The organism is Henriciella pelagia (assembly GCF_002088945.1).
In the GTDB taxonomy this organism is placed as follows: Bacteria; Pseudomonadota; Alphaproteobacteria; order Caulobacterales; family Hyphomonadaceae; genus Henriciella; species Henriciella pelagia.
Genome location: NZ_NCSU01000006.1, coordinates 183497 through 202850, shown reverse-complemented (window position 1 = coordinate 202850; position 19354 = coordinate 183497). Strand labels below are relative to the sequence as shown.

18 protein-coding genes and 1 tRNA gene are annotated in these 19354 nt (G+C 60.1%); 4 read left to right on the top strand and 15 right to left on the bottom strand.

Annotation, left to right across the window (positions count from 1 at the left end; all coding sequences use genetic code 11):
- Positions 1 to 37: 37 nt before the first annotated feature.
- On the bottom strand, positions 38 to 1954 hold the full coding sequence (locus B8746_RS02125) for an acetyl/propionyl/methylcrotonyl-CoA carboxylase subunit alpha (protein WP_084391574.1): 1917 nt from the start codon (positions 1952 to 1954) through the stop codon (positions 38 to 40).
- Positions 1920 to 2801, bottom strand: a complete 882-nt coding sequence (locus B8746_RS02120; protein WP_084391673.1) for a DUF817 domain-containing protein — start codon at positions 2799 to 2801, stop codon at positions 1920 to 1922. The genes B8746_RS02125 and B8746_RS02120 overlap by 35 nt, the downstream gene beginning before the upstream one ends.
- A 120-nt stretch (positions 2802 to 2921) precedes the next feature.
- On the opposite strand from B8746_RS02120, the gene B8746_RS02115 reads away from it, so the two are divergent.
- On the top strand, positions 2922 to 3266 hold the full coding sequence (locus tag B8746_RS02115) for a hypothetical protein (protein WP_084391573.1): 345 nt from the start codon (positions 2922 to 2924) through the stop codon (positions 3264 to 3266).
- Here the strand turns inward: B8746_RS02115 and B8746_RS02110 are convergent, their stop codons facing one another.
- From B8746_RS02110 to B8746_RS02090, 5 genes are all read right to left on the bottom strand, one after another.
- Positions 3267 to 4061 (bottom strand): enoyl-CoA hydratase-related protein, encoded by a 795-nt coding sequence (locus B8746_RS02110; RefSeq protein ID WP_084391572.1) that lies wholly within the window; start codon positions 4059 to 4061, stop codon positions 3267 to 3269.
- A gap of 56 nt (positions 4062 to 4117) precedes the next feature.
- Positions 4118 to 5119, bottom strand: coding sequence for an acyltransferase family protein (locus B8746_RS02105; RefSeq protein ID WP_084391571.1), 1002 nt, complete (start codon positions 5117 to 5119; stop codon positions 4118 to 4120).
- A 150-nt stretch (positions 5120 to 5269) separates the two neighbouring features.
- On the bottom strand, positions 5270 to 5587 hold the full coding sequence (locus tag B8746_RS02100) for an EF-hand domain-containing protein (RefSeq protein ID WP_084391570.1): 318 nt from the start codon (positions 5585 to 5587) through the stop codon (positions 5270 to 5272).
- 214 nt (positions 5588 to 5801) lie between these two features.
- Positions 5802 to 6020: a hypothetical protein gene (locus B8746_RS02095; protein WP_084391569.1), complete on the bottom strand. Its 219-nt coding sequence runs from the start codon at positions 6018 to 6020 to the stop codon at positions 5802 to 5804.
- A 107-nt stretch (positions 6021 to 6127) separates the two neighbouring features.
- On the bottom strand, positions 6128 to 7735 hold the full coding sequence (locus B8746_RS02090) for a carboxyl transferase domain-containing protein (protein ID WP_084391568.1): 1608 nt from the start codon (positions 7733 to 7735) through the stop codon (positions 6128 to 6130).
- A gap of 70 nt (positions 7736 to 7805) precedes the next feature.
- Between B8746_RS02090 and B8746_RS02085 the strand changes: the two genes are divergently transcribed.
- Positions 7806 to 9704, top strand: a complete 1899-nt coding sequence (locus B8746_RS02085) for a patatin-like phospholipase family protein (protein WP_233123834.1) — start codon at positions 7806 to 7808, stop codon at positions 9702 to 9704.
- Positions 9705 to 9717: 13 nt separating this feature from the next.
- Here the strand turns inward: B8746_RS02085 and B8746_RS02080 are convergent, their stop codons facing one another.
- Complete coding sequence (locus tag B8746_RS02080) at positions 9718 to 10551, bottom strand: aldo/keto reductase (RefSeq protein WP_084391567.1); 834 nt, start codon at positions 10549 to 10551, stop codon at positions 9718 to 9720.
- A gap of 77 nt (positions 10552 to 10628) precedes the next feature.
- A complete protein-coding gene (locus B8746_RS02075) occupies positions 10629 to 10994 on the bottom strand; it encodes an MmcQ/YjbR family DNA-binding protein (protein ID WP_084391566.1) in 366 nt (121 codons plus the stop codon).
- Between the two features lie 112 nt (positions 10995 to 11106).
- On the opposite strand from B8746_RS02075, the gene B8746_RS02070 reads away from it, so the two are divergent.
- Positions 11107 to 13053, top strand: coding sequence for an ATP-binding protein (locus tag B8746_RS02070; protein WP_084391565.1), 1947 nt, complete (start codon positions 11107 to 11109; stop codon positions 13051 to 13053).
- On the opposite strand, the gene B8746_RS02065 is transcribed toward B8746_RS02070, so the two are convergent.
- The 4 genes from B8746_RS02065 to B8746_RS02050 all read right to left on the bottom strand — a co-directional run bounded on the left by B8746_RS02065 (position 13050) and on the right by B8746_RS02050 (position 17132).
- Positions 13050 to 14222: an isovaleryl-CoA dehydrogenase gene (locus tag B8746_RS02065; protein ID WP_084391564.1), complete on the bottom strand. Its 1173-nt coding sequence runs from the start codon at positions 14220 to 14222 to the stop codon at positions 13050 to 13052. The two genes, B8746_RS02070 and B8746_RS02065, sit on opposite strands and share 4 nt — an antisense overlap.
- A 59-nt stretch (positions 14223 to 14281) precedes the next feature.
- Entirely contained in the window at positions 14282 to 15511 is a 1230-nt protein-coding gene (locus B8746_RS02060; protein ID WP_084391563.1) for a lysozyme, read from the bottom strand.
- 82 nt (positions 15512 to 15593) lie between these two features.
- Positions 15594 to 16985, bottom strand: coding sequence for a magnesium transporter (gene mgtE / locus B8746_RS02055; RefSeq protein ID WP_084391562.1), 1392 nt, complete (start codon positions 16983 to 16985; stop codon positions 15594 to 15596).
- A 62-nt stretch (positions 16986 to 17047) separates the two neighbouring features.
- Positions 17048 to 17132: transfer RNA gene (locus tag B8746_RS02050), tRNA-Leu, on the bottom strand.
- Positions 17133 to 17215: 83 nt separating this feature from the next.
- On the opposite strand from B8746_RS02050, the gene lipB reads away from it, so the two are divergent.
- Complete coding sequence (gene lipB / locus B8746_RS02045; RefSeq protein ID WP_084391671.1) at positions 17216 to 17935, top strand: lipoyl(octanoyl) transferase LipB; 720 nt, start codon at positions 17216 to 17218, stop codon at positions 17933 to 17935.
- Here the strand turns inward: lipB and B8746_RS02040 are convergent.
- Together B8746_RS02040 and B8746_RS02035 are read right to left on the bottom strand one after the other, a co-directional pair.
- Positions 17923 to 18717, bottom strand: a complete 795-nt coding sequence (locus B8746_RS02040) for a DUF805 domain-containing protein (RefSeq protein WP_084391561.1) — start codon at positions 18715 to 18717, stop codon at positions 17923 to 17925. The genes lipB and B8746_RS02040 overlap by 13 nt on opposite strands.
- A gap of 89 nt (positions 18718 to 18806) precedes the next feature.
- Positions 18807 to 19343, bottom strand: a complete 537-nt coding sequence (locus B8746_RS02035) for a DUF805 domain-containing protein (RefSeq protein ID WP_084391560.1) — start codon at positions 19341 to 19343, stop codon at positions 18807 to 18809.
- Positions 19344 to 19354 lie beyond the last annotated feature (11 nt).

Genomic DNA, 19354 nt, shown 5'->3' with positions numbered 1-19354 from the left:
CAGCAGGCGCATTTACAGCGTCTGAATAAGGCTGAATTCAGGCATCTTCCAATTCGACGAGGACGACGCCCTCGCCGACCTGTTCACCCAGCTCGGCGCCGACGGTTTTAACCACGCCGTCACGCGGGGCTTTCAGGCTGTGCTCCATCTTCATGGCCTCCATGACGGCAACCGTCTGGTCCTTGGTGACGCTGTCGCCAGCCTTGACGCGAAGGTCGATCACCTTGCCGGGCATGGGCGCGGCGACGCGGTCGCCACCGGCGATGGCTTCGGCTTCGGCCTCGTAATCGGGGACTTCAACAAGCCAGGTTTCACCGTTGACACCAACCGCAAAGCGAGTCTCAGACAGGCCGATGGCCTGCCAGTCATCGGTCAGATGAACGTCACCGGGAGAGGCTTCCACAATATCTTCCCCGACCAGGAGACGGATTGATCGGCGCGGCACTGCATTCATCCTCCATCCGTCTTTTTCATCCCACGGGCCATCGTCATCCGGCGACAGAAGGATCCCCGCAACAAGCGATGCAGCCAGTCGCGCACCGCCTGTATCGGGCGAAGCCAGCGCGTCGATTTCTTCGGCGATCCAGTTCACATGATGGTCGCCCTGCCGGAAAACTTCATTGTCGAGGCATCGCTTGAGGAAGCCGATGTTCGATGGGATACCCGCAACGATCGACTGACCGAGCTGTTCGGACAATGCGCTGGTTGCGCTTCCACGGTCCCAACTCTTGATGATCATTTTGGCGATCATGGAATCGTAAGTGGCTGGCACCGTGCCGCCCGCTTCGAAGCCAGCATCAAGCCTATAGTGAAGCTCATCCGCATCGGGCGTCTCGCCAGCGAACAGGTCCGGTTCACCAAGATCAAATGCGGCCAGCCGCCCAGCGCCCGGACGGAAATCATTCGCCGGGTCTTCGGCGCATATCCGGGCCTCGATGGCGTGTCCGCTTAGCGGTATATCCTTCTGTTCCAGCGGCAGTTTTTCCCCGGACGCGACACGCAGCTGCCACTCGACAAGGTCTGTTCCGGTGATGAGTTCTGTGACTGGGTGCTCGACCTGCAGGCGCGTATTCATCTCGAGGAACCAGAACGTGTCCTTGGCCAGCGGGCGGGCGCCATCGACAATGAATTCTACCGTCCCTGCCCCTTCATAGCCAACCGCTTTGGCGAGCTTCACGGCCGCGCCGGTCATCGCCTCGCGCACGTCTTCCGGCATGCCGGGGGCGGGCGCTTCCTCGACCACTTTCTGGCGGCGGCGCTGCAGCGAGCAGTCGCGCTCATAGAGGTGGACCGCGCCGCCATGGCTGTCGCCGAAGACCTGCACCTCGATATGGCGGGGTTGCTCGACGAGCTTTTCCAGCATGACGCGGCCATCGCCAAAGGCGGACTTTGCCTCGCGCACGGCGCTTTCGAGCTCGCTGGAGAGATCCGACTTCCTGGAGACAAGTCGGATACCCCTGCCCCCGCCGCCCGCGACGGCCTTGATCAGGATCGGATAGCCAATCTTGTCGGCTTCCTCTTCGAGCGTCTTTGCGTCCTGCGCCTCGCCGCGATAGCCGGGCAGCACGGGGACGCCCGCCTCTTCTGCGATACGTTTGGCTTCGTCCTTGAGACCCATCTCGCGGATGGTCTCCGCTTTCGGGCCGACCCAGATCAGGCCAGCTTTTTCGACGGCGTCAGCAAAGTCTGCATTCTCCGAGAGGAAACCATAGCCAGGATGGATCGCCTCCGCGCCTGATGCCTTGGCCGCTTCGATGATGCGATCACCGTCGAGATAGCTCTCGGCTGCCGGGGCCGCGCCGATGTGGATGGCGTCGTCGGCTTCACGGACATGTTTGGCGTAGGTGTCTGCGTCGGAATAGACAGCGATCGTGCGAATACCGAGCCGGCGGCACGTCGCCATGATCCGGCAGGCGATCTCACCGCGATTGGCTATCAAGAGGCTCTTCAGCATGGCGTCCTTCCCGTGTGCGGTGGAGAAACGCCACCAGCACGAAACTTATTATCATGAGCAGGTACCAAGAACCGAATTTTGCCGGAGAAACAAGTTTCCACGCTGCTTCCTGCCCCGGATAGGTCCAGGCGCGGGCCAGCGTTCCAAGGTTTTCCGCAAACCAGATGAAGAGCGCTACAAGGCCGAAGCCCAGAAGAAGCGGCATCTTTCGGTCGGTCTCGTCAGGACGGAAGTTCACCCAGGTGCGCCAGTAGACCAGTGCACAGGCGGCGAACAGGGTGTAGCGGATGTCGACCAGATAATGATGGGCAAAGAAGTTCACATAGATGGCGGCAGCGAGCAGGCCCTGCTGCCAGAGCGGCGGGAAATGATCAAAACGGAAATGGAAGATGCGCCAGACACGGGCGAGATAGCTGCCGACAGCCGCGTACATGAAGCCAGAGAAGAGCGGCACACCGCCAATGCGGAGCAGATTCTCTTCCGGATAGATCCAGCTGCCCGCGCTGGTCTTGAAGATTTCCATAACGGTGCCGACCACATGAAAGACGAAAATGATGCGCGCTTCTTCCAGCGACTCTAGCCCCGTCGCGAGCAGGACGAGCTGGATCACGACGGCCGCGATGACGAGAAAGTCGTAGCGGCTGACCGGGGCGTTCGATGGGTACCAGAGGTGGGTCGCCAGGATGAGGGCAAGCAGCAGGCCACCGAAAATACAGGCCCAGCCCTGCTTGATGCCAAAGCTGACAAATTCGAAGACCCCGCTGCTGACCGGTCCGGTCACGAAGCGGCCACGCAACGCTTCACGCTGCGAACTCAGCCAGTCGGAGATGGTCGAAAACTTCGGCATGTCTCCGCTATTTCCTCCCATCATGGCAGCAAGACGTCAGATTCTGCGCCATTTTCTGATGCCTAGGTTTTTGCGGAAAGCTGGTCTAGGTTCGTGGTTAATGCGTGAAGGGGATGTTTGATGGCGTATATGGACAACAAGAATATGAGCGTGCTGGCTGGTGTCGTCGCCGGCGGAATCGGTGCCTATCTCGGTTATGAGCAGGCTGGCGCGACCGGCGTCAATCCGTTTCTCGGTGCGGCGATCTATGGCGGTGCCGGCTTCGTGATCGGGGCGGCCGGTGCCTTCCTCCTGAAATCGCTGTCCCAGTTTCTCGTCTTCATCCTCCTGATTGCCGCCATTCTCTATGTTGCGCGTGACCCGATCGAGCAGATGACCGGCATGGACCCGGTCGACGCCGTCATCACGACCCTTCAGGGCTGGGGCATACCGGTGGGCGGCTTTGCCCCAGCCGGCGGCGACTGATCAGGACTGCGCCCAGGAGGGTTTGCGCTTTTCGAGGAAGGCGCTCAATCCTTCCCTGCCCTCCTCGCTGGCGCGTCTTGCGGCAATCCGCTTGGCTGTTTCGTGGCTGAGATCGCTATCGATCTCTGCGCCATAGAGATCGATCACGAGCCGCTTCGACGCCGTGATGGCGCCCGGCGCGGCCTGCATGGCGAGATCGGCGAGGTATTCCTCCATCTCCGTCAGGCCCGCCTGGTCTTCAACGACGTACTGCACCAGGCCAATCCGTTCGGCGAAGGCCGCGTCGAAGCTTTCGGCGGAGACGAAGAGCGCCTTTGCCCAGCGCGGGCCAATGGCATTGATGACGTGCGGGCTGATCGTGGCGGGGGTGAGGCCGAGGCGGACTTCGGAGAAGCGGAACCTGGTGTCCTTCAGTGCAACCGCGATATCGCACGCGGCCACCAGCCCAGCGCCGCCGCCCATGGCCGCACCCTGTACCAGCGCGACGGTCATCTGCGGCAGTTCGGCAAGCTTGCGGAGCATTTCGGCAAGCTTGTAGGCGTCTTCCTCATTCTCATGACGGGTATAATCGGCGGCGGCCTTCATCCATTCGAGGTCGGCGCCCGCAGAGAAACTTTTCCCATTACCACGCAGGATGACCATCCGGATGGTCGTCTGTTCCTCCAGTGTTTCGAGCGCATCGGTCAGTTCCTCGATCACCTGCGCGTTGAACGCATTGTGCTTGTCCGGGCGGTTCAGGGTGAGCACGGCAATGCCACCGGGCGTCGCGTCGAGCTGGATTGTTTCGTAAGCCATAAGGGTCTCCTGTTGCCACCAAGCCTACGCCTTTGATCGCACTTTGAAAATGTCGCTCAGGCGGCTTCGGAGACTTTGCGGTAGTGGCTGTCACGGCGTAGCGCCGGTTTCTCCACAAGATGCCAGAGAAGCAGGCTCGCAAGCAGCACAGTAAAGGTCGAAATGGCGATGGACAGAGCAAAGCCGAACGACGCAAACAGGCCGAGCATGATCATGCCCTGCAGGATGGGAAAGTGGGTGATGTAGAGACCATAGCTCACATCCCCAAACCGCGCGGCGTCGAGCCGGGGACCTGGCGCGAAGGCGGCACATGCGATGAGTCCGGCAAGCCCTGCTGCGCGAAGAAACTCCGCAAGGGGATGCGCAAAAGACAGGGCCAGCAGAAACGCACCGACGAGACCGAACATTCCGGGCTTCGCCTTGGCAGTATCCCACAGCTGCCAGAGCGCCATGCCGCTCGCGAAGAATGCCATCTGGCCCGGCAGCTGGCGTGCGATCTCCGGCGCCAGCTCATGATCCAGAAGCATGGGCATGCCCATGCTCCAGGCCACGCCGCCGCTATAGAGGAGAAGGAGCCCGACCCACCAGGCCTTGCCGAACAGTCGCAGAACCTGGGCGATCACAGGCAAGGCGATGTAGAACATGACCTCGATCTTGAGTGTCCAGAGCGCACCGTTCACTTCGGTGAAGCGCCGGCCTTCAAACAGGCCCGGCAGGTCTGGCGCAAGAAAGTTCAGAAAGACGAGATTGGCAGTGAGGTATTTCGCGACTGCTACGGGTGCGGCCCAGCCGGTGAGAAAGCCGCTTATCACCGCAGGTGTGATCACCACGACCGCATAGGCAGGGTACAACCGCCGCACGCGCTTTTCAGCATATTCCCCAAGCGATGCCGAACGGTCCAGCGAACCAAGAACCAGCGCGCCCGATACGATGAAAAATCCCTGGATGGAGATTTCGGCAAGCACGCCAAGCTGCGTTTCCAGGTCTCCGAACGGAGCTATGCCAGCGAGCGCCCAGGCGTGGAACACGAAGACGCAAAAGGCGAAGAGAAGCCGCAGGAAATCAAATCTGTTGGCTGTCAGCGCCCTGCTCCGCTTCGATCATTCATCCGATGGCGTTCGCACGAGTTCAACTCCGTGACAAGTAAAAGGGGCCTGCCGAAGCAGGCCCCTCAGGGTGGATGCAAGAGGGGTAGTCAGGGGGAGGGACTAGTAACCTGAGTCAGACTCGGTATCGATCTCGACATCCACTTCCGCATCGGCCTTCTCTGCTTTCCAGGCTTCCACGGCAGCCGTCAGTTCGGCTTCAGTGACGACGCCGTCATAATCGGCGTCAATTTTCGCGAACTTTTCGGCGGCTTCTGCCTCCGTCACTTCGCCATCTGCGGTCTTGTATGCGGTGAACTCTGCTTCGGTCACCTGACCATCGGCATCAGTGTCGATGTCGGCGAATGCCACCATCTCGCCAGCGGAAGCGGCAAAGGCACCCGTGGCAGCAGCGGCAGCAATAAATGCAAAGCGTTTCATGAGTTACTCCATGTGTTACGCGCCAATTTCTGAGGCGCACCCTATAGACGCACAGAATGACGCCGAGGGTGCATTACGCTTCGGTCAGGCGCGGAAACATGTGTCCGCGCCTCCATTTTTATCCTTAATTTTCAAAGCTTAATCGCGACATTAAGATTGCGTCAATCATGCCCTCTGGGCTCATTTGCTGGCTACGGGATGAAACGTGGCACAATCAGTCGAGCGACAGAAATCCCGTTTCAGCCATCCAGGCTGAGACCGGCTCTTCTTGAGTGCGCGGGGCTTTCGCCGCCTTGTCAGCGAGCGGCACGAAAGCCTCTGTACCTCTCAGCTCTCCCTCGGCTTCAAGGCCTGAAATGTCCGGGAAGATGCTCGAATGCGCCATCAGGGCGGTTGCAAAGGCAGCGGCAACAATAAAAGGGGTATGGGACATGGAATTCTCTCCTTTATGCTGAAATCCGCTCTTCCGGCGGATGGAGAGACAATAGTCCAGAGCTGTCGGGAGGTGGCGTGAATTCGAGTTCACGCAGGTCGAGAACCCTACATGCGAAAGACGCCGAAGCCGCGTTCGCCGAGCCGGGCGTTCAGGGTCGCTGACAGGGCAAGCCCCAGCACGCGTCGCGTATCGGCCGGGTCGATGATGCCATCATCCCAGAGACGCGCCGTGGAGAAATATGGGCTGCCCTCACGCTCATAAAGGTCGCGGATCGGTGCCTTGAAGGCTTCCTCTTCATTCGCGCTCCAGTCTTCTCCGCGGCGTTCCATGCCGTCGCGCTTGACGGTTGCGAGAACCGAGGCGGCCTGCTCGCCGCCCATGACAGAGATGCGCGCATTCGGCCACATGAAGAGGAAGCGCGGGGAATAGGCTCGCCCGCACATGCCGTAATTGCCAGCGCCGAAGCTGCCACCGGTCACTACGGTAAGCTTGGGAACGGACGCCGTCGCGACCGCGGTGACCATCTTGGCGCCATCCTTGGCGATGCCGCCCGCTTCGTATTTTGAGCCTACCATGAAGCCGGTAATGTTCTGCAGGAAGATGAGCGGCGTGCGGCGCTGGTCTGCCAACTCGATGAAGTGAGCGGCCTTCTGCGCGCTTTCGGAAAACAGAATGCCATTATTGGCGAGGATGGCGACGGGCATGCCATAAATACGGGCAAAGCCACAGACCAGCGTTTCACCGTAAAGGTGCTTGAACTCATGGAAGTCTGAGCCATCCACAGTGCGGGCGATGACTTCGCGTGCGTCATAGGGCTCGCGAACATCCTGCGGCACCAGACCGTGCAATTCCTGCGGGTTGTAGAGGGGCTCGGCAGGTGCTGTGAGTCCGACCGTGTCCGGCTTTGGCATGTGAAGCGTGCGAATGATCGATCGGACAATGGCGAGCGCGTGGTCGTCACTGGCAGCATAATGGTCTGCGACGCCCGATTTGCGCGCATGCACGTCGGCGCCGCCAAGGTCTTCGGCTGAGATCTCCTCGCCGGTCGCCGCCTTCACGAGCGGCGGGCCACCAAGGAAGATGGTGCCCTGTTTGCGGACGATGATCGTCTCATCCGACATGGCCGGCACGTAGGCGCCGCCCGCCGTACATGAGCCCATGACCGAAGCGATCTGGGGAATGCCCATCGCGCTCATCTGCGCCTGATTGTAGAAAATGCGGCCGAAATGCTCACGGTCAGGGAAGACTTCGGACTGATGCGGCAGGTTCGCGCCGCCACTGTCGACGAGGTAAATGCAAGGCAGATGATTCTGCATCGCGATTTCCTGCGCGCGCAAATGCTTCTTCACTGTGATCGGAAAATACGCCCCGCCCTTTACCGTCGCATCATTGCAGACGATCATGCATTCGCGGCCCTCGACCCGGCCGATACCTGTAATGATGCCTGCACCGGGCGCTTCATCATCATACATTCCGTTGGCGGCGAGGGCGCCGATTTCGAGAAATGGCGTTCCAGGGTCCAGCAGGCGCTCGACACGTTCGCGTGGCAACAGTTTGCCGCGTTCTGTGTGACGCTCCCGCGCACGATCCGATCCTCCCTTCGCCGCATTAGCAGTCTTTTCACGCAATTCGGCGACAAGTGATTCCATGGCCAGCCGATTGGAAGAAAATTTCGTGCTTGCAACGTCGAGCTTGGATTTCAGTACGGGCATATGCCCTCCCTTGGACTGTTTCTTGCACAATTATCGCCGCATTGAGGGAATGTCATCCTGAAGCATGAGCATGTTCAAACCGATTAAGCCACCCGGGCTCACAAAATCCAGCAAGGCCTTTTCAGATGGCTTCGGGATGAACACATTCAGAGACATGAGTCTCGACATTGCGCCAACGCTGAAATCCATTCCTTTCCTGGGTGACGTTCCCAAGCGAGCGCTGAAGGCGGCTGGGCGCGAGGCACGCTGGTTTTCTCTGCCGGCGGGGTGGGAGCTGTTCAAGACAGGGGACATTTCCAGCTCCATCTACTTCGTCCTGTCAGGGTCGCTTGGCGCGTTCAGCACAACGCCTGACGGCCGCAGCGAATTCATCGGCCACATCCGGGCCGGCGAGCCCGTCGGGGAAATGGCGCTGTTCGAAGGCGCGATCGATGAAGACGGCGATGGTATCGCAGACAATGCCCCCCATACGAGTTCGGTCTATGCCCTTCGCGACACGGAAATTCTCGAAATCTCCCGCGCTGGCTTCGACAGGATCGTCAAGGCTGAACCGGAAATCCTGAACTCGATGATCCGGCTGATGCTGACGCGGCTGCGCGAAGGGCGAAAACCCAACCGCCGCAATGCCCCGAAGGTCTTCGCGCTTGTCGCAACATCCCCAACCATCGATCTCAGCCTGCGGGCGCGGGCGCTCAAAGCGTCGCTAGACCGGCTGGGCTTGACGTCCCACATTGTCGGAGAAAGCGAAGGCGACGAGAAACCAGCCCGCTTTTTCGATGACCTCGAAGCCAATAATGATGTCGTCATACTCATCTCCTCGGTCGGCGCGTCCTCCTGGTATCGATTGTCCATCCGTCAGGCGGACCGTATCTGGGTGGTCGGCCGCGCCGATGCGCGCCCCTCCATTCCGCTCATGCCGCCGGACAATTCACCAGCGCGCTCGTTAAAGCTGATCGACGTTCTGCTCCTGCATCACGGCACTGAACGCGAAGTCTCCAGACCGGGCGAATGGCTCGATGCAGCAGGTGCCGCCCGTATTTTCCACTGGCGCGGCATGGATGATGCCGCATGCGACCGCCTGGCACGTGTGATGGCGGGCCGCTCTGTGGGGCTTGTCCTGTCCGGCGGCGGCGCGCGTGCTTACGCTCACATAGGCGTCGTCCGCGCTTTCCGCGAAGCCAATATTCCAATCGACTTTATTGGCGGGGCATCCATGGGGGCGGTCGTTGCCGGCTGTGTGGCCATGGGCTGGGATGACGAGGAGATCGACCAGCGCATCCGCAAGGCGTTTGTCGAGACCAATCCGCTCGGCGATTACAATCTTCCTGTTGTCGGCATGGTGCGCGGCAAGCGGGTGAACAATCGCCTGCATGAACATTTTGGCGATGCCGAGATCAGCGACCTGGAAGTGCCATTCTTTGCGGTGTCGACCAATCTTACGGACGGCACCTATCGCATTCACCGGCGCGGCCTGCTGCGCAAGGCCCTTCGTGCGACGATTTCCCTGCCCGGTATCCTGCCGCCGGTGGTGGATGACGGAGAGGTTCTGGTTGACGGTGCCGTACTCAACAATTTCCCCACCGATGTGATGCGGGAGCTGCACCGCGGCATTGTCGTCGGCTCAGATGTTGCGCGAGCCCCGGAGGGCCTGAAGGCGGATGACTTCGTCAATCCTCCCGGCTTTCTCAGCTGGGTTTGGCGCAATGGATTTTCCGCAGCGCCCCCGATTGCCGGACTGCTGATGCGATCCGCCACGATCAGCGTCAATCCGATTGCCGGACGCGAACTCGTTGACATGCTTGTCCTGCCGGAACTGCGCGATATCGAGCTTCGCGACTGGGAAGCCTATGACGAGGCCGTGGAGGCCGGATACAAAGCAGCCAGGGCGGCGATCCAGTCGGGAAAGCTGCATGATTTCTGCTACGGCCCTTCCAACAATATTCCCAGCGTCCAGATGGAACCAGTCTGACTCCAAGAACAGCTCAGGCCGCCCTGTCCCATTCGGGTGCCCAGCTCGGATTAATCAGTCTTTCATTGATGGCGTTCAGGGCCGTGATGCGACCCATTTCATCGGCCGTCAGTTCAAAGTCGAGCACATCATTGTTCGATGCAATATGGTCCGGCGACGACGAACGCGGAATAGTGATCACGCCCGGTTGCTGCGCACACCATCTGATAACGATCTGGGCTGGTGTCTTGCCATGCGCCTCGCCGATCTCGTTCAGCACGGGATCATCGAAGATCCTGCCCTGCGCCAACGGGGAGTAAGCCGTTACCGATGAGCCAAGGGCGTGCGCTGCTTCCAGGATGGGGGTCTGGTTGATGAAGGGGTGATACTCGACCTGGTTTGTCAGGATCGGTGCCCTGGAGAGTTTCACCGCCTGGCCGAGCTGCGCCGATGTGAAGTTGGACACACCGATATTCCGGGTCAGCCCCTTGTCATGCACATCATTCAGCGCGCCGAGCGTCTCCTCGAGCGGCACGTCCGGATTGGGCCAGTGCAACAGGATGAGATCGCAATAATCCGTACTCAGCCTTTCGACACTCCGGGCAACGGCATCCTGCAGGTCACCATCCTTGAACTCCGACATCCAGACCTTGGTCGTGACGAAAAGCTCCTCCCGTGGCAGCTGTGCATCTGCGATGCCCCGGCCCACATGCGTTTCGTTCTCATAGGCTTGTGCTGTATCGATCATGCGATAGCCCGCTTCGATGGCTTTCGATACTGCCATCTGGGCGGTCTCGTCCCTGAGTTTCCACGTGCCAAATCCGATTTTTGGAATATCCACGCCGAAATGCCTGGTCGTGAGGGTCATGCAGTCTCCTTGCCTGATCAGTCTAGTCTCCTGACGAAACGGGCACCTGATTTCGTGAGTTCCATCGGGCGCTGCACCTACTGGTTCAGCCCGAGCTCCTTCTGCAGCTTCCGAGTCAGACCGAGAGAAACGAGGCGGTAGCTCTCGGCGAGATAGTCCTTCAGGGCCGCATCATCCATGCTCTCGTCCGAATATCTCTGGATCCATTTCATTCCGCGCGAAGCAAGATGAGGTGCCCCTTTGCATCCTGGCTGTTCCCTGAGAATGTCGAAGGCCAGTTCCGAGACCTTGAAACTCGCCCTGAAGGTGCCCCCCTCCTCAGTGTCGTGAGCGATCGCGAAGACCTTCCCGCCAATCTTCCAGACATGGGCCCCGCCCCATTGCACGACATGTGTGGAATGCGTCAGGGACGCGCAGAATGCGTTGTATTCATCCAGGGTCATCTGTTTCAGTCCCTACAGTGGTGGCTGGGCTGCATCGGGTCGGTGTAGCTAACACCGTCTTAACACTATCAGGTCAGTTAATGAGCGTGGGTGCACCAGAAAGGCCAATGCCATGTACTCGGACCTGTTTGACAAGTTACCAATCGTCATCTGCGAAGTCGTGCCTATTCGCAATAAAGATGGCGAGATCATCGATTTCGAATGGAGTCAGGCCAACGCTCTGACAAACAGGTCGATTCTCCCCGATGGCGGAAGCGTGGTGGGTCGCCGGATCTTCGAATTCGATCCGAGTTACCGCGATTCAGAGATGGTTCGTTGTGTCAGGAAGGCGCTGGAGACCGGCGAAACGGTCACCATGATAACGCAGGAAGGCAGGGCCGCCTCTCACCTCAAGAAGGTGCTCAAGACGACGATCACGCCAACCGAGCGCGGCGTGCTGTGCTCCTCTCACGAGATTACTGACATCGCCCGCGAACGCGACGAAGCGATCGATACGGCCGGCCTCCTTCGCATGGCTTGCGACAACACTTCCTACGGCATCACCGTGGCCGATGCGAATGCCAGAATCCAGTATGTGAACGATGCCATGCTTGCGCTGACAGGCTATGCCCGCGAAGAGCTGATCGGCGAGAGCGCCTTCATATTCGATGGCCTTCGCAACAAGTCCACCGTTGCCGAAATCCAAGCGAAAATTGCTGAAGGTGGCACGTTCCACTATACGACCGACGATACTATCCTGGCCAAGGATGGCAGTGAGATCCATGTGGAGGTCGCGCTGGACAATGGTTTCTTGCCGGTCACGGGCGAACAGGTGTTCATCTCGCATTTCAGGGATATCCGCGAAGAACGCCGCAAGGCGCACGAACTGAAGACCGCGCTGAACGCTGCGGAGCAGGCGACGCGCCTGAAGTCGGAATTTCTCGCCAATATGAGCCACGAAATCCGGACGCCCCTCAACGGTGTGCTCGGTATGGCCCAGACGCTCTACAATGATGAGCTGTCACCTGCGCAGAAGGAACAGGTCGAAATTATCCTGGAGTCGGGCCAGACCTTGATGTCGCTCCTGAACGATATTCTCGATCTCTCCAAGATTGAGGCAGACAAGGTCGAAGTGTCGCCTGTCGCAACGGACCTGCGCCACAAGATGAGCAATATTGAGCGCCTTTACCAGCCAATGGCCGAAGAGAAGGGCCTGAAGCTCTCGGTCCATGTGTCGCCGGATGTTCCGTCTTCGCTGCAGCTGGATCCGGTACGGGTGCGCCAGTGCATCAGCAATCTTGTTTCCAATGCGATCAAGTTCACCGCAGAAGGCGAGATTCTGATCGTTGTAACAAGCGCCAGGAAAGATGATGGCCGACATGTAGTGACGGTCCATGTGCGCGACACAGGCTGTGGCATCTCCCCTCAGGCGCTTGAGCGCATCTTCGAGTCGTTCGAACAGGAAGACGGCTCGATCACCCGCAGGTTCGGCGGGACCGGTCTGGGCCTTGCCATCACACGCCGGCTTGCTCGCCTCATGGGCGGCGATCTCAGCGTGGTCAGCAAGCTGGGCGAAGGCTCGGTCTTCACGTTGAATGTAGAGTCCGCTGAAAATGCCTACACGCCCGTATCGCAGCTACCCAGTCGCAATCAGGCAGCGCGCACGCCTTCTCGTGTGGTCACAGCACGCACCGCGCTGGTCGTGGATGACAATCTCATCAATCGGCGCGTCGCCCGCTCCTTTCTGGAGCAGATGGGAATTGAAGTTGTCGAGGCGGTCGACGGTCAGGACGCCTTGAACACGCTCGCCCATACGCCTGTCGACATAGTCCTGATGGACATTCACATGCCGACGCTCGATGGTAGCCGCGCCTTCAGGATGCTGCGGGACTCGTCGGGACCGAACAAGGATGTTCCCGTCATCGCGCTCACCGCCGATGGGATGGCGGGTGACAAGCAGAAATACCTGGCGCAGGGCTTTGACGCCTATGTCAGCAAGCCTGTCGATGAGCGTGAGCTATCAACCATTATCGGACAGGTGCTGAACGAGGCCCGAGGTCGCCTTCAGTCCGTCGGTTAGGCCGTCTCGCCAAACAGCTCACGTCCAATCAGCCAGCGGCGGATCTCGCTCGTGCCTGCCCCAATCTCGTAGAGCTTCGCATCACGTAGCAGGCGGCCCGTCGGGTACTCGTTGATGTAGCCATTGCCGCCGAGGAGCTGGATCGCGTCGAGCGCGAGCTTCGTTGCTGTCTCAGCCGCATACAGGATCGCACCAGCGGCGTCCTTGCGGGCCGTCTCACCACGGTCACAGGCCTTGGCGACGGTGTAGACATAGGCCTTTGCGGCATTCATCTGGACATACATGTCGGCGATCTTGCCCTGGACGAGCTGGAACTCTCCGATCGACTGGCCGAACTGTTTGCGGTCGTGAATGTATGGGATCACGACATCCATACAGGCCTGCATGATGCCTGTGGGGCCGGCTGACAGCACGGCGCGCTCATAGTCGAGCCCGCTCATCAGCACTTCGACGCCGCCATTCAGCGGGCCCATGACGTTCTCCTCCGGGACTTCGCAATCCTCGAAGACAAGCTCGCCCGTCTCGGAGCCGCGCATGCCGAGCTTGTCGAGCTTCTGGGCGACTGAAAAGCCTTTCATGCCCCGCTCAATGATGAAGGCAGTGATGCCGCGGGATTTCTTCTCAGGCTCTGTCTTGGCGTAGACGATCAGCGTGTCGGCGTCCGGCGAATTGGTAATCCACATCTTCGAGCCGTTGAGAACGTATCGGTCGCCCTTTTTCTCTGCCTTCAGCTTCATGGAGACGACGTCAGAGCCGGCGCCGCTTTCCGACATGGCGAGCCCGCCCAGATGCTCGCCAGTGACGAGCTTCTCGAGATAGCGCTGCTTCTGGTCATCATTGCCCCAGCGGCGCAGCTGGTTCACGCAAAGATTCGAGTGCGCGCCATAGGACAGGCCGACTGAGGCGGACGCGCGGGAAATCTCTTCCATCGCGACGACGTGCTCAAGATAGCCGAGGCCGCTGCCGCCCCATTCTTCCTCGACTGTGATACCGAGCAGGCCCAGCTCGCCCATCTTCGGAAGGAGATGGCGCGGAAAGACATCCGTCCGGTCAATTTCTGCAGCGATTGGTGCGATGTGGTCGGAGGCAAAACTTTGCACCGTATCGCGGATCATGTCGGCTGTTTCGCCGAGATCGAAGTTCAATGTGGGATATGTGTTCGGGATCATTTGCCCGATTTAGCTGGACTTTGCGCACTTGCCAATGTGCAGAGCAGCATTCGCGAGCCCTAGTCGCGTGGCCCCATGAAGGCGCGGACCGCATAGTAGGCCATGATCACAAAGAGCAGGCCGCCCGCGAGCAGCAGGAAGGGCGGGAGGTAAGTCATCGCGCCTTCAAATTCTGCGGCTTCCAAGCCGAACCAGCCGAACCTGGCTGCGCCGCCATAGGCAAAAAGCCCCGTCCCCAGCAGCGCAACCAGGCCGAACAGGAAAATCTCGACCGGCCCCTCATTCCGGTCGGTTTCCCGTGTGGCTAGCTCAACGAGTTCCGGATCGACTTCAGCAGGTGTCACATCGTCGATCAAAATGCGTCCATTACGCTCGCTCGAAGGCGCATCCTCCAGGCCGAGACTTTCCGGGTGCAGCCCGTCATCGGCCGGGGCGCGCCGACGCGGCGTGTCCTCAAGCGTGATTTCTTCAAGGTCGATGTCGCCCGTCGCCGGCGACGCCGTTTCAGGCCTGTCGTCAAAATCGTCGACCAGCGCAGAAATCGCCGCGCGTATCTCTTCAACGCTGGCTTCCTCGGAAACTGGTCTGGACGGCCGGGCCGGTTGCTCTGTGTTCGTGACGCGGCTTTCTTCCTCGCCCAAAATGCGCGTCAAACGCTCACGCACCTTGCGGGCAGCCGCTTCCGGCGCCGTCTCTTCGTCGCGCGAATGATCAAATGCAGGGGTGGGCCTGGACCGTTCTGTTGCCGGATCACCAAACCGCCGGGCCGGCTGGACAGTTTCGTCGTCGATGAGCGGGCGGAACCGGCTGGACGACGCGAGCGGCACAGCGCCACTGGTCTTCAGGAAAAGCGCCTTCTCATCGGCGCGGCGGCGTACGAGCGGGTCTACAATCATGTCGCGCGTGCCGACGCGAGCCTTGCGCCAGCTCTCCATAGCGGCGGCGGCCTTCAGCTTGTCACCGGCATTGATGTGCGCGAGGACGTCGGAATTCTCGAACTGGTCGAGCCCGATATTGAAGGCGAAGGACACCAGCGCATCGAACTCGGTCTGGCTGACCGGGACGAGCAACAGGTCGTCGAGTGCTTTCTCGATGGGCGGGAGGTCATATTCGCGAAGGATCGCGGCGGCTTCCGGCTGGCTGACACGCAGGTTCGCTCTTGCCGCCCGGGTATGCCCATAGCCGATCACCCAGCCACCATCCGGCAGCTGCTTCGACACGGGCCGAAAGCCCTCATATGACATGATCAGCTTCAGTCCAGCCTCGGACGTACGAAGATCTGACCTCATTACATGCTCCAAAGCGGCACATCCCACTTGCTTCACGGCGAAGCGGTGCAAGCTGCACGCCGACTAATGCTCAGGCCTGCCATTACAGCAGGATGAGTGTGGCAAGACCGAGGAAACTGAAGAAGGCCATGACGTCGGTGAGTGTCAGCACGAATACCGAAGACGCGACCGCTGGGTCTGCCCCCATCCTGCGCAGGGCGAGCGGTACGATGACGCCCGAAAAGCCAGCCCAGACGAAAGTTGCGAACATTGCGATGCCGATGGTGAGGGCGAGACCAACGCTCTGGAACCAGAAGCCGGCGATGGCTGCCACACCGATTGCGAAAATGACGCCATTGGCAAGACCGGTCAGCGTTTCGCGCACGATCGCGCGGCGGCTCGCATCGCCGTCCATTTCGCGCTCTGCAATGGCCCGCACCGCAACCGCGAGCCCCTGACTGCCTGCATTGCCGCCAAGGGCCGCAACAACCGGCATCAGGATGGCCAGCTGCACGATCTGGTCGATCGTGCCCTCAAAGAGGGAAATGATCCCCGAAGCGATGAATGCCGTGACAAGGTTCACGGCCAGCCACGGCGCGCGCGCCTTTACCGAATCGAGCACCGTGTCAGACCCATCGGCCGAGTTCACGCCGGACAGCGCCAGGAGGTCTTCGGTATTCTCTTCCTGTATGACATCGACCACGTCATCAACTGTGAGCATGCCGAGCAGGCGGTCGGCATCGTCCGTGACAGGCGCGGACGCCAGTGAGTATTTCTGGAACTGGTAGGCCGCTTCTTCCTGGTCCATGTCGACGCTGATGTTCGACTGCACTTCTTCCATGATATCGGCGAGCTTCACATCGCGCGGCGTGCGCAGCAGCGTTGCCAGCGGCACCTGCCCTTTCAGCCGGTGTGTCGGATCAATCACGTAGACTTCGTAGAATTCATCGGGAAGGTCATCGGCATTTTCGCGCGCATGATCAATGGCATGCCCGACCGTCCAGAACTCAGGCGCAGCAAAGTATTCGCGCTGCATGAGGCGTCCGGCCGTGTCTTCCGCATAGGCAAAGCCCTGCTCCAGCGACGCCCGGTCTTCCGGCGCCAATTCATCCAGGATGCGTTCGCGCCGGTCATCCTCGAGGTCTTCGAGAATCGTCGTGACGTCATCGGAATCCAGCTCTTCCAGAACAGCGGCTACCGCCTCGTCCGGCAGCACATCAACCGCCTCCTCGCGATACTCATCACGAAGCTCGATGATGATATCGGTGGGCAGCTGACCATGCAGCAGCTTCACCGCTTCGGCAAAATCATCCGTCGAAAGCTGTTCAAGAAGGTCGGCAGCATCGGCCGGGTGCAGGCGAGTCAGCGTGCGGGAAAGCCAGCGCGTATCCTGTTCCCATACTGCTTCGCGCACATCCTGTTCAAGCGCCAGGTGAGCCTCGCGTTCGGGCTCGTCTACCTGTTCATCGGTCTGGAGGTCTGGCAGGTCGGACATAGGGTGAGATCTCCTCTTGTCCGGGCGCTTGCGCAACCCCCTGCCTGAAACTTCCCACGGGATGGTGCGGTCGAGAGGACTCGAACCTCCACGGATTGCTCCACAGCGACCTCAACGCTGCGCGTCTACCAGTTCCGCCACGACCGCACGTATCCCATGCGGGAAGTCCGCGCGGTATAAGTGCGCAAAGAAGCTTTGTGAAGCCCTTCCTGCACCTCTATATGCGGGAAATGACAGAAATTCCAAACGTCGAATGGGCTGTGAGCCGGGAGCTGGTTGATTATCAGGCTGCTGTGGCTTTCATGGAACGCAGGGTGCGCGAAATCCGCGAAGCGGGTGCGCCCGAGCTTGTCTGGCTGCTCGAGCACCCGCCGCTCTACACTGCGGGTACCAGCGCCAAGGCGGACGACCTCAAGGATGCGAGCCGTTTCCCGGTCTTCGAGACCAGCCGCGGCGGGCAATACACCTATCACGGCCCCGGCCAGCGCGTGGCCTATGTCATGCTGGATGTCGCCGCGAGAGGCCGCGATGTTCGCGACTTCGTGCGCAAGCTGGAAAGCTGGGTCATTACGGCGCTTGATTCGTTCAATGTGAAAGGCGAGGTCCGGTGCGGACGGGTTGGTGTCTGGGTCGACCGGACACAGCTTGGCGGACCGACCCGCGAGGACAAGATCGCTGCCATCGGCCTTCGTCTTAAGCGGTGGGTCAGCTTCCATGGCATCAGCCTGAATGTGGAGCCAGACCTCACACATTTCGGCGGCATCACACCCTGCGGCATCGCAGAAGACGGCCTTGGTGTGACCAGCCTGGTCGATCTTGGCCTGCCCGTAACGATGGACGATGCGGACGCGGCCCTGAAAAAGGCCTTTGAGGCCATCTTCGCTTCCGATCTGTCGGAAACCGAACCACCCTTGCTGAAAGCGGCGCCTTCGTCTGACTATGCGCGGTAGTCCGGATCGCCCGGATAAGTTCCGAAGAAAGGCACCCGCGCAACCCAGAGCAGGCTCCAGATCGCAATCAGGGCGCTCAGTGGAATCATGATCCGCTGAATGGTCGGCAGTGAAGCCTTGAGCACTGTTTCGGCCTTTGGTGGCAGCGGCTTGTCAACGCCGCCCCCCTGATCGGCCTGTCCCCGTCCCCCCGGAGGCGGTCCGCGGCGCTGCTGCGGTGCCGCTTCGCCATTGGCTTCAGCTTCGGCAGCCCTCTGGCGAGCGGCTGCCTGCGCCTCGCGGCTCTCCTGGAGCTGTCTCTCAAGATAGGCATCCGGATCTGCAAGGTATTGCTGGCGTTGTTCGAAACGCTGATCATATTTCTGAATTTCGCCCATCGCGGTCGCCATGAAGGCTGCGAGGGCAAGCAGCAGAGGCACCAGCGGAACCAGCGCGAGGATTGGCCACTTGCCGGCATCATTCAGCCTGCGCGAATGAATGATATAGGAGATCAGCGTCGTGATCACGAAGACGACAGGCGTGGCATACACACCGAATGTGCCAATCGGTGAACCGTCGCCGCCCGCAAAGTTGACGACCGTCGCGATGGCGAAAGGCACCAGGATCACAATCGTCTGAAGTGTGAACAGCAAGGTCCAGGCCCGCGTAAAGTGCAGGCGCGGCGATTCGCCGGTCGGGTCGAAGAGCGTGTGGAGCCAGTTCATGTGCCCCGGCAGCTCCCGCTCATCGGTGAGCCAGGGGCGTTTGGGGTCCAGCACTTGGCCGCTGCTTGTGTCTGACATAACCGGGAGGCCTTCTCGTTCTTATCGAAAAACGCTTATACGCGCTTTTTGGATTTTATCAATAAACGATAAGAAAAAAGGCGCAGGCCCTAGAAATCCTGCCATTCCTCACCCGGAACCGGGCCGTGCTTGTTCTGGCCGGGCTGGGTTTTCAGCGATCCGACGATGAAGCCCATGACAACGGCGCTGACCACAATCGTGATGAGCGTGAGCGGTAGAACCATTTCGGCGAGGGCGGTCGACGCCTCAATCGCAACCATGAATTCCCCCTGGGCGAGCCGCTCAGCGACTTCGGCTTCAATCGCCGCGCCGCGCTCACCAAGGAAGACTGAGCCGAACAGCTGGCTCATGATCATGCTGATGATGAAAGACCCGACCCAGACGGCGAGAATCCACCACGCTGTGGTGCCTGCATCATGGAAGCGCTTCGCGTAGACGCAGACTTCCGCATAAAGCAGCAACAGCCCGAGCAGGAAGAAAACGGTCATGCCGCCCACACCGAGCGCTGGGCCCAGCCTCACCTGAAAGGCCTGAAACAGCACGGACGCGACGGTGAGGATTACCAGCCCCTGCCAGAAACGGTGCTTCAGGATCCGGCCCTGGGGATTGAAAAGCAGATTGCCCATGATGGAGCCTC

What these genes read in the sequence shown, in the direction of transcription:
- B8746_RS02095 (WP_084391569.1), bottom strand. Translation starts at nt 6,020, where the DNA reads ATGTCCCATACCCCTTTTATTGTTGCCGCTGCCTTTGCAACCGCCCTG.
- lipB (WP_084391671.1), top strand. Translation starts at nt 17,216, where the DNA reads ATGACAGAAATTCCAAACGTCGAATGGGCTGTGAGCCGGGAGCTGGTT.
- B8746_RS02060 (WP_084391563.1), bottom strand. Translation starts at nt 15,511, where the DNA reads ATGAGGTCAGATCTTCGTACGTCCGAGGCTGGACTGAAGCTGATCATG.
- B8746_RS02065 (WP_084391564.1), bottom strand. Translation starts at nt 14,222, where the DNA reads ATGATCCCGAACACATATCCCACATTGAACTTCGATCTCGGCGAAACA.
- B8746_RS02110 (WP_084391572.1), bottom strand. Translation starts at nt 4,061, where the DNA reads ATGGCTTACGAAACAATCCAGCTCGACGCGACGCCCGGTGGCATTGCC.
- B8746_RS02070 (WP_084391565.1), top strand. Translation starts at nt 11,107, where the DNA reads ATGTACTCGGACCTGTTTGACAAGTTACCAATCGTCATCTGCGAAGTC.
- B8746_RS02120 (WP_084391673.1), bottom strand. Translation starts at nt 2,801, where the DNA reads ATGCCGAAGTTTTCGACCATCTCCGACTGGCTGAGTTCGCAGCGTGAA.
- B8746_RS02035 (WP_084391560.1), bottom strand. Translation starts at nt 19,343, where the DNA reads ATGGGCAATCTGCTTTTCAATCCCCAGGGCCGGATCCTGAAGCACCGT.
- B8746_RS02115 (WP_084391573.1), top strand. Translation starts at nt 2,922, where the DNA reads ATGGCGTATATGGACAACAAGAATATGAGCGTGCTGGCTGGTGTCGTC.
- mgtE (WP_084391562.1), bottom strand. Translation starts at nt 16,985, where the DNA reads ATGTCCGACCTGCCAGACCTCCAGACCGATGAACAGGTAGACGAGCCC.
- B8746_RS02085 (WP_233123834.1), top strand. Translation starts at nt 7,806, where the DNA reads ATGTTCAAACCGATTAAGCCACCCGGGCTCACAAAATCCAGCAAGGCC.
- B8746_RS02080 (WP_084391567.1), bottom strand. Translation starts at nt 10,551, where the DNA reads ATGACCCTCACGACCAGGCATTTCGGCGTGGATATTCCAAAAATCGGA.
- B8746_RS02100 (WP_084391570.1), bottom strand. Translation starts at nt 5,587, where the DNA reads ATGAAACGCTTTGCATTTATTGCTGCCGCTGCTGCCACGGGTGCCTTT.
- B8746_RS02040 (WP_084391561.1), bottom strand. Translation starts at nt 18,717, where the DNA reads ATGTCAGACACAAGCAGCGGCCAAGTGCTGGACCCCAAACGCCCCTGG.
- B8746_RS02075 (WP_084391566.1), bottom strand. Translation starts at nt 10,994, where the DNA reads ATGACCCTGGATGAATACAACGCATTCTGCGCGTCCCTGACGCATTCC.
- B8746_RS02090 (WP_084391568.1), bottom strand. Translation starts at nt 7,735, where the DNA reads ATGCCCGTACTGAAATCCAAGCTCGACGTTGCAAGCACGAAATTTTCT.
- B8746_RS02125 (WP_084391574.1), bottom strand. Translation starts at nt 1,954, where the DNA reads ATGCTGAAGAGCCTCTTGATAGCCAATCGCGGTGAGATCGCCTGCCGG.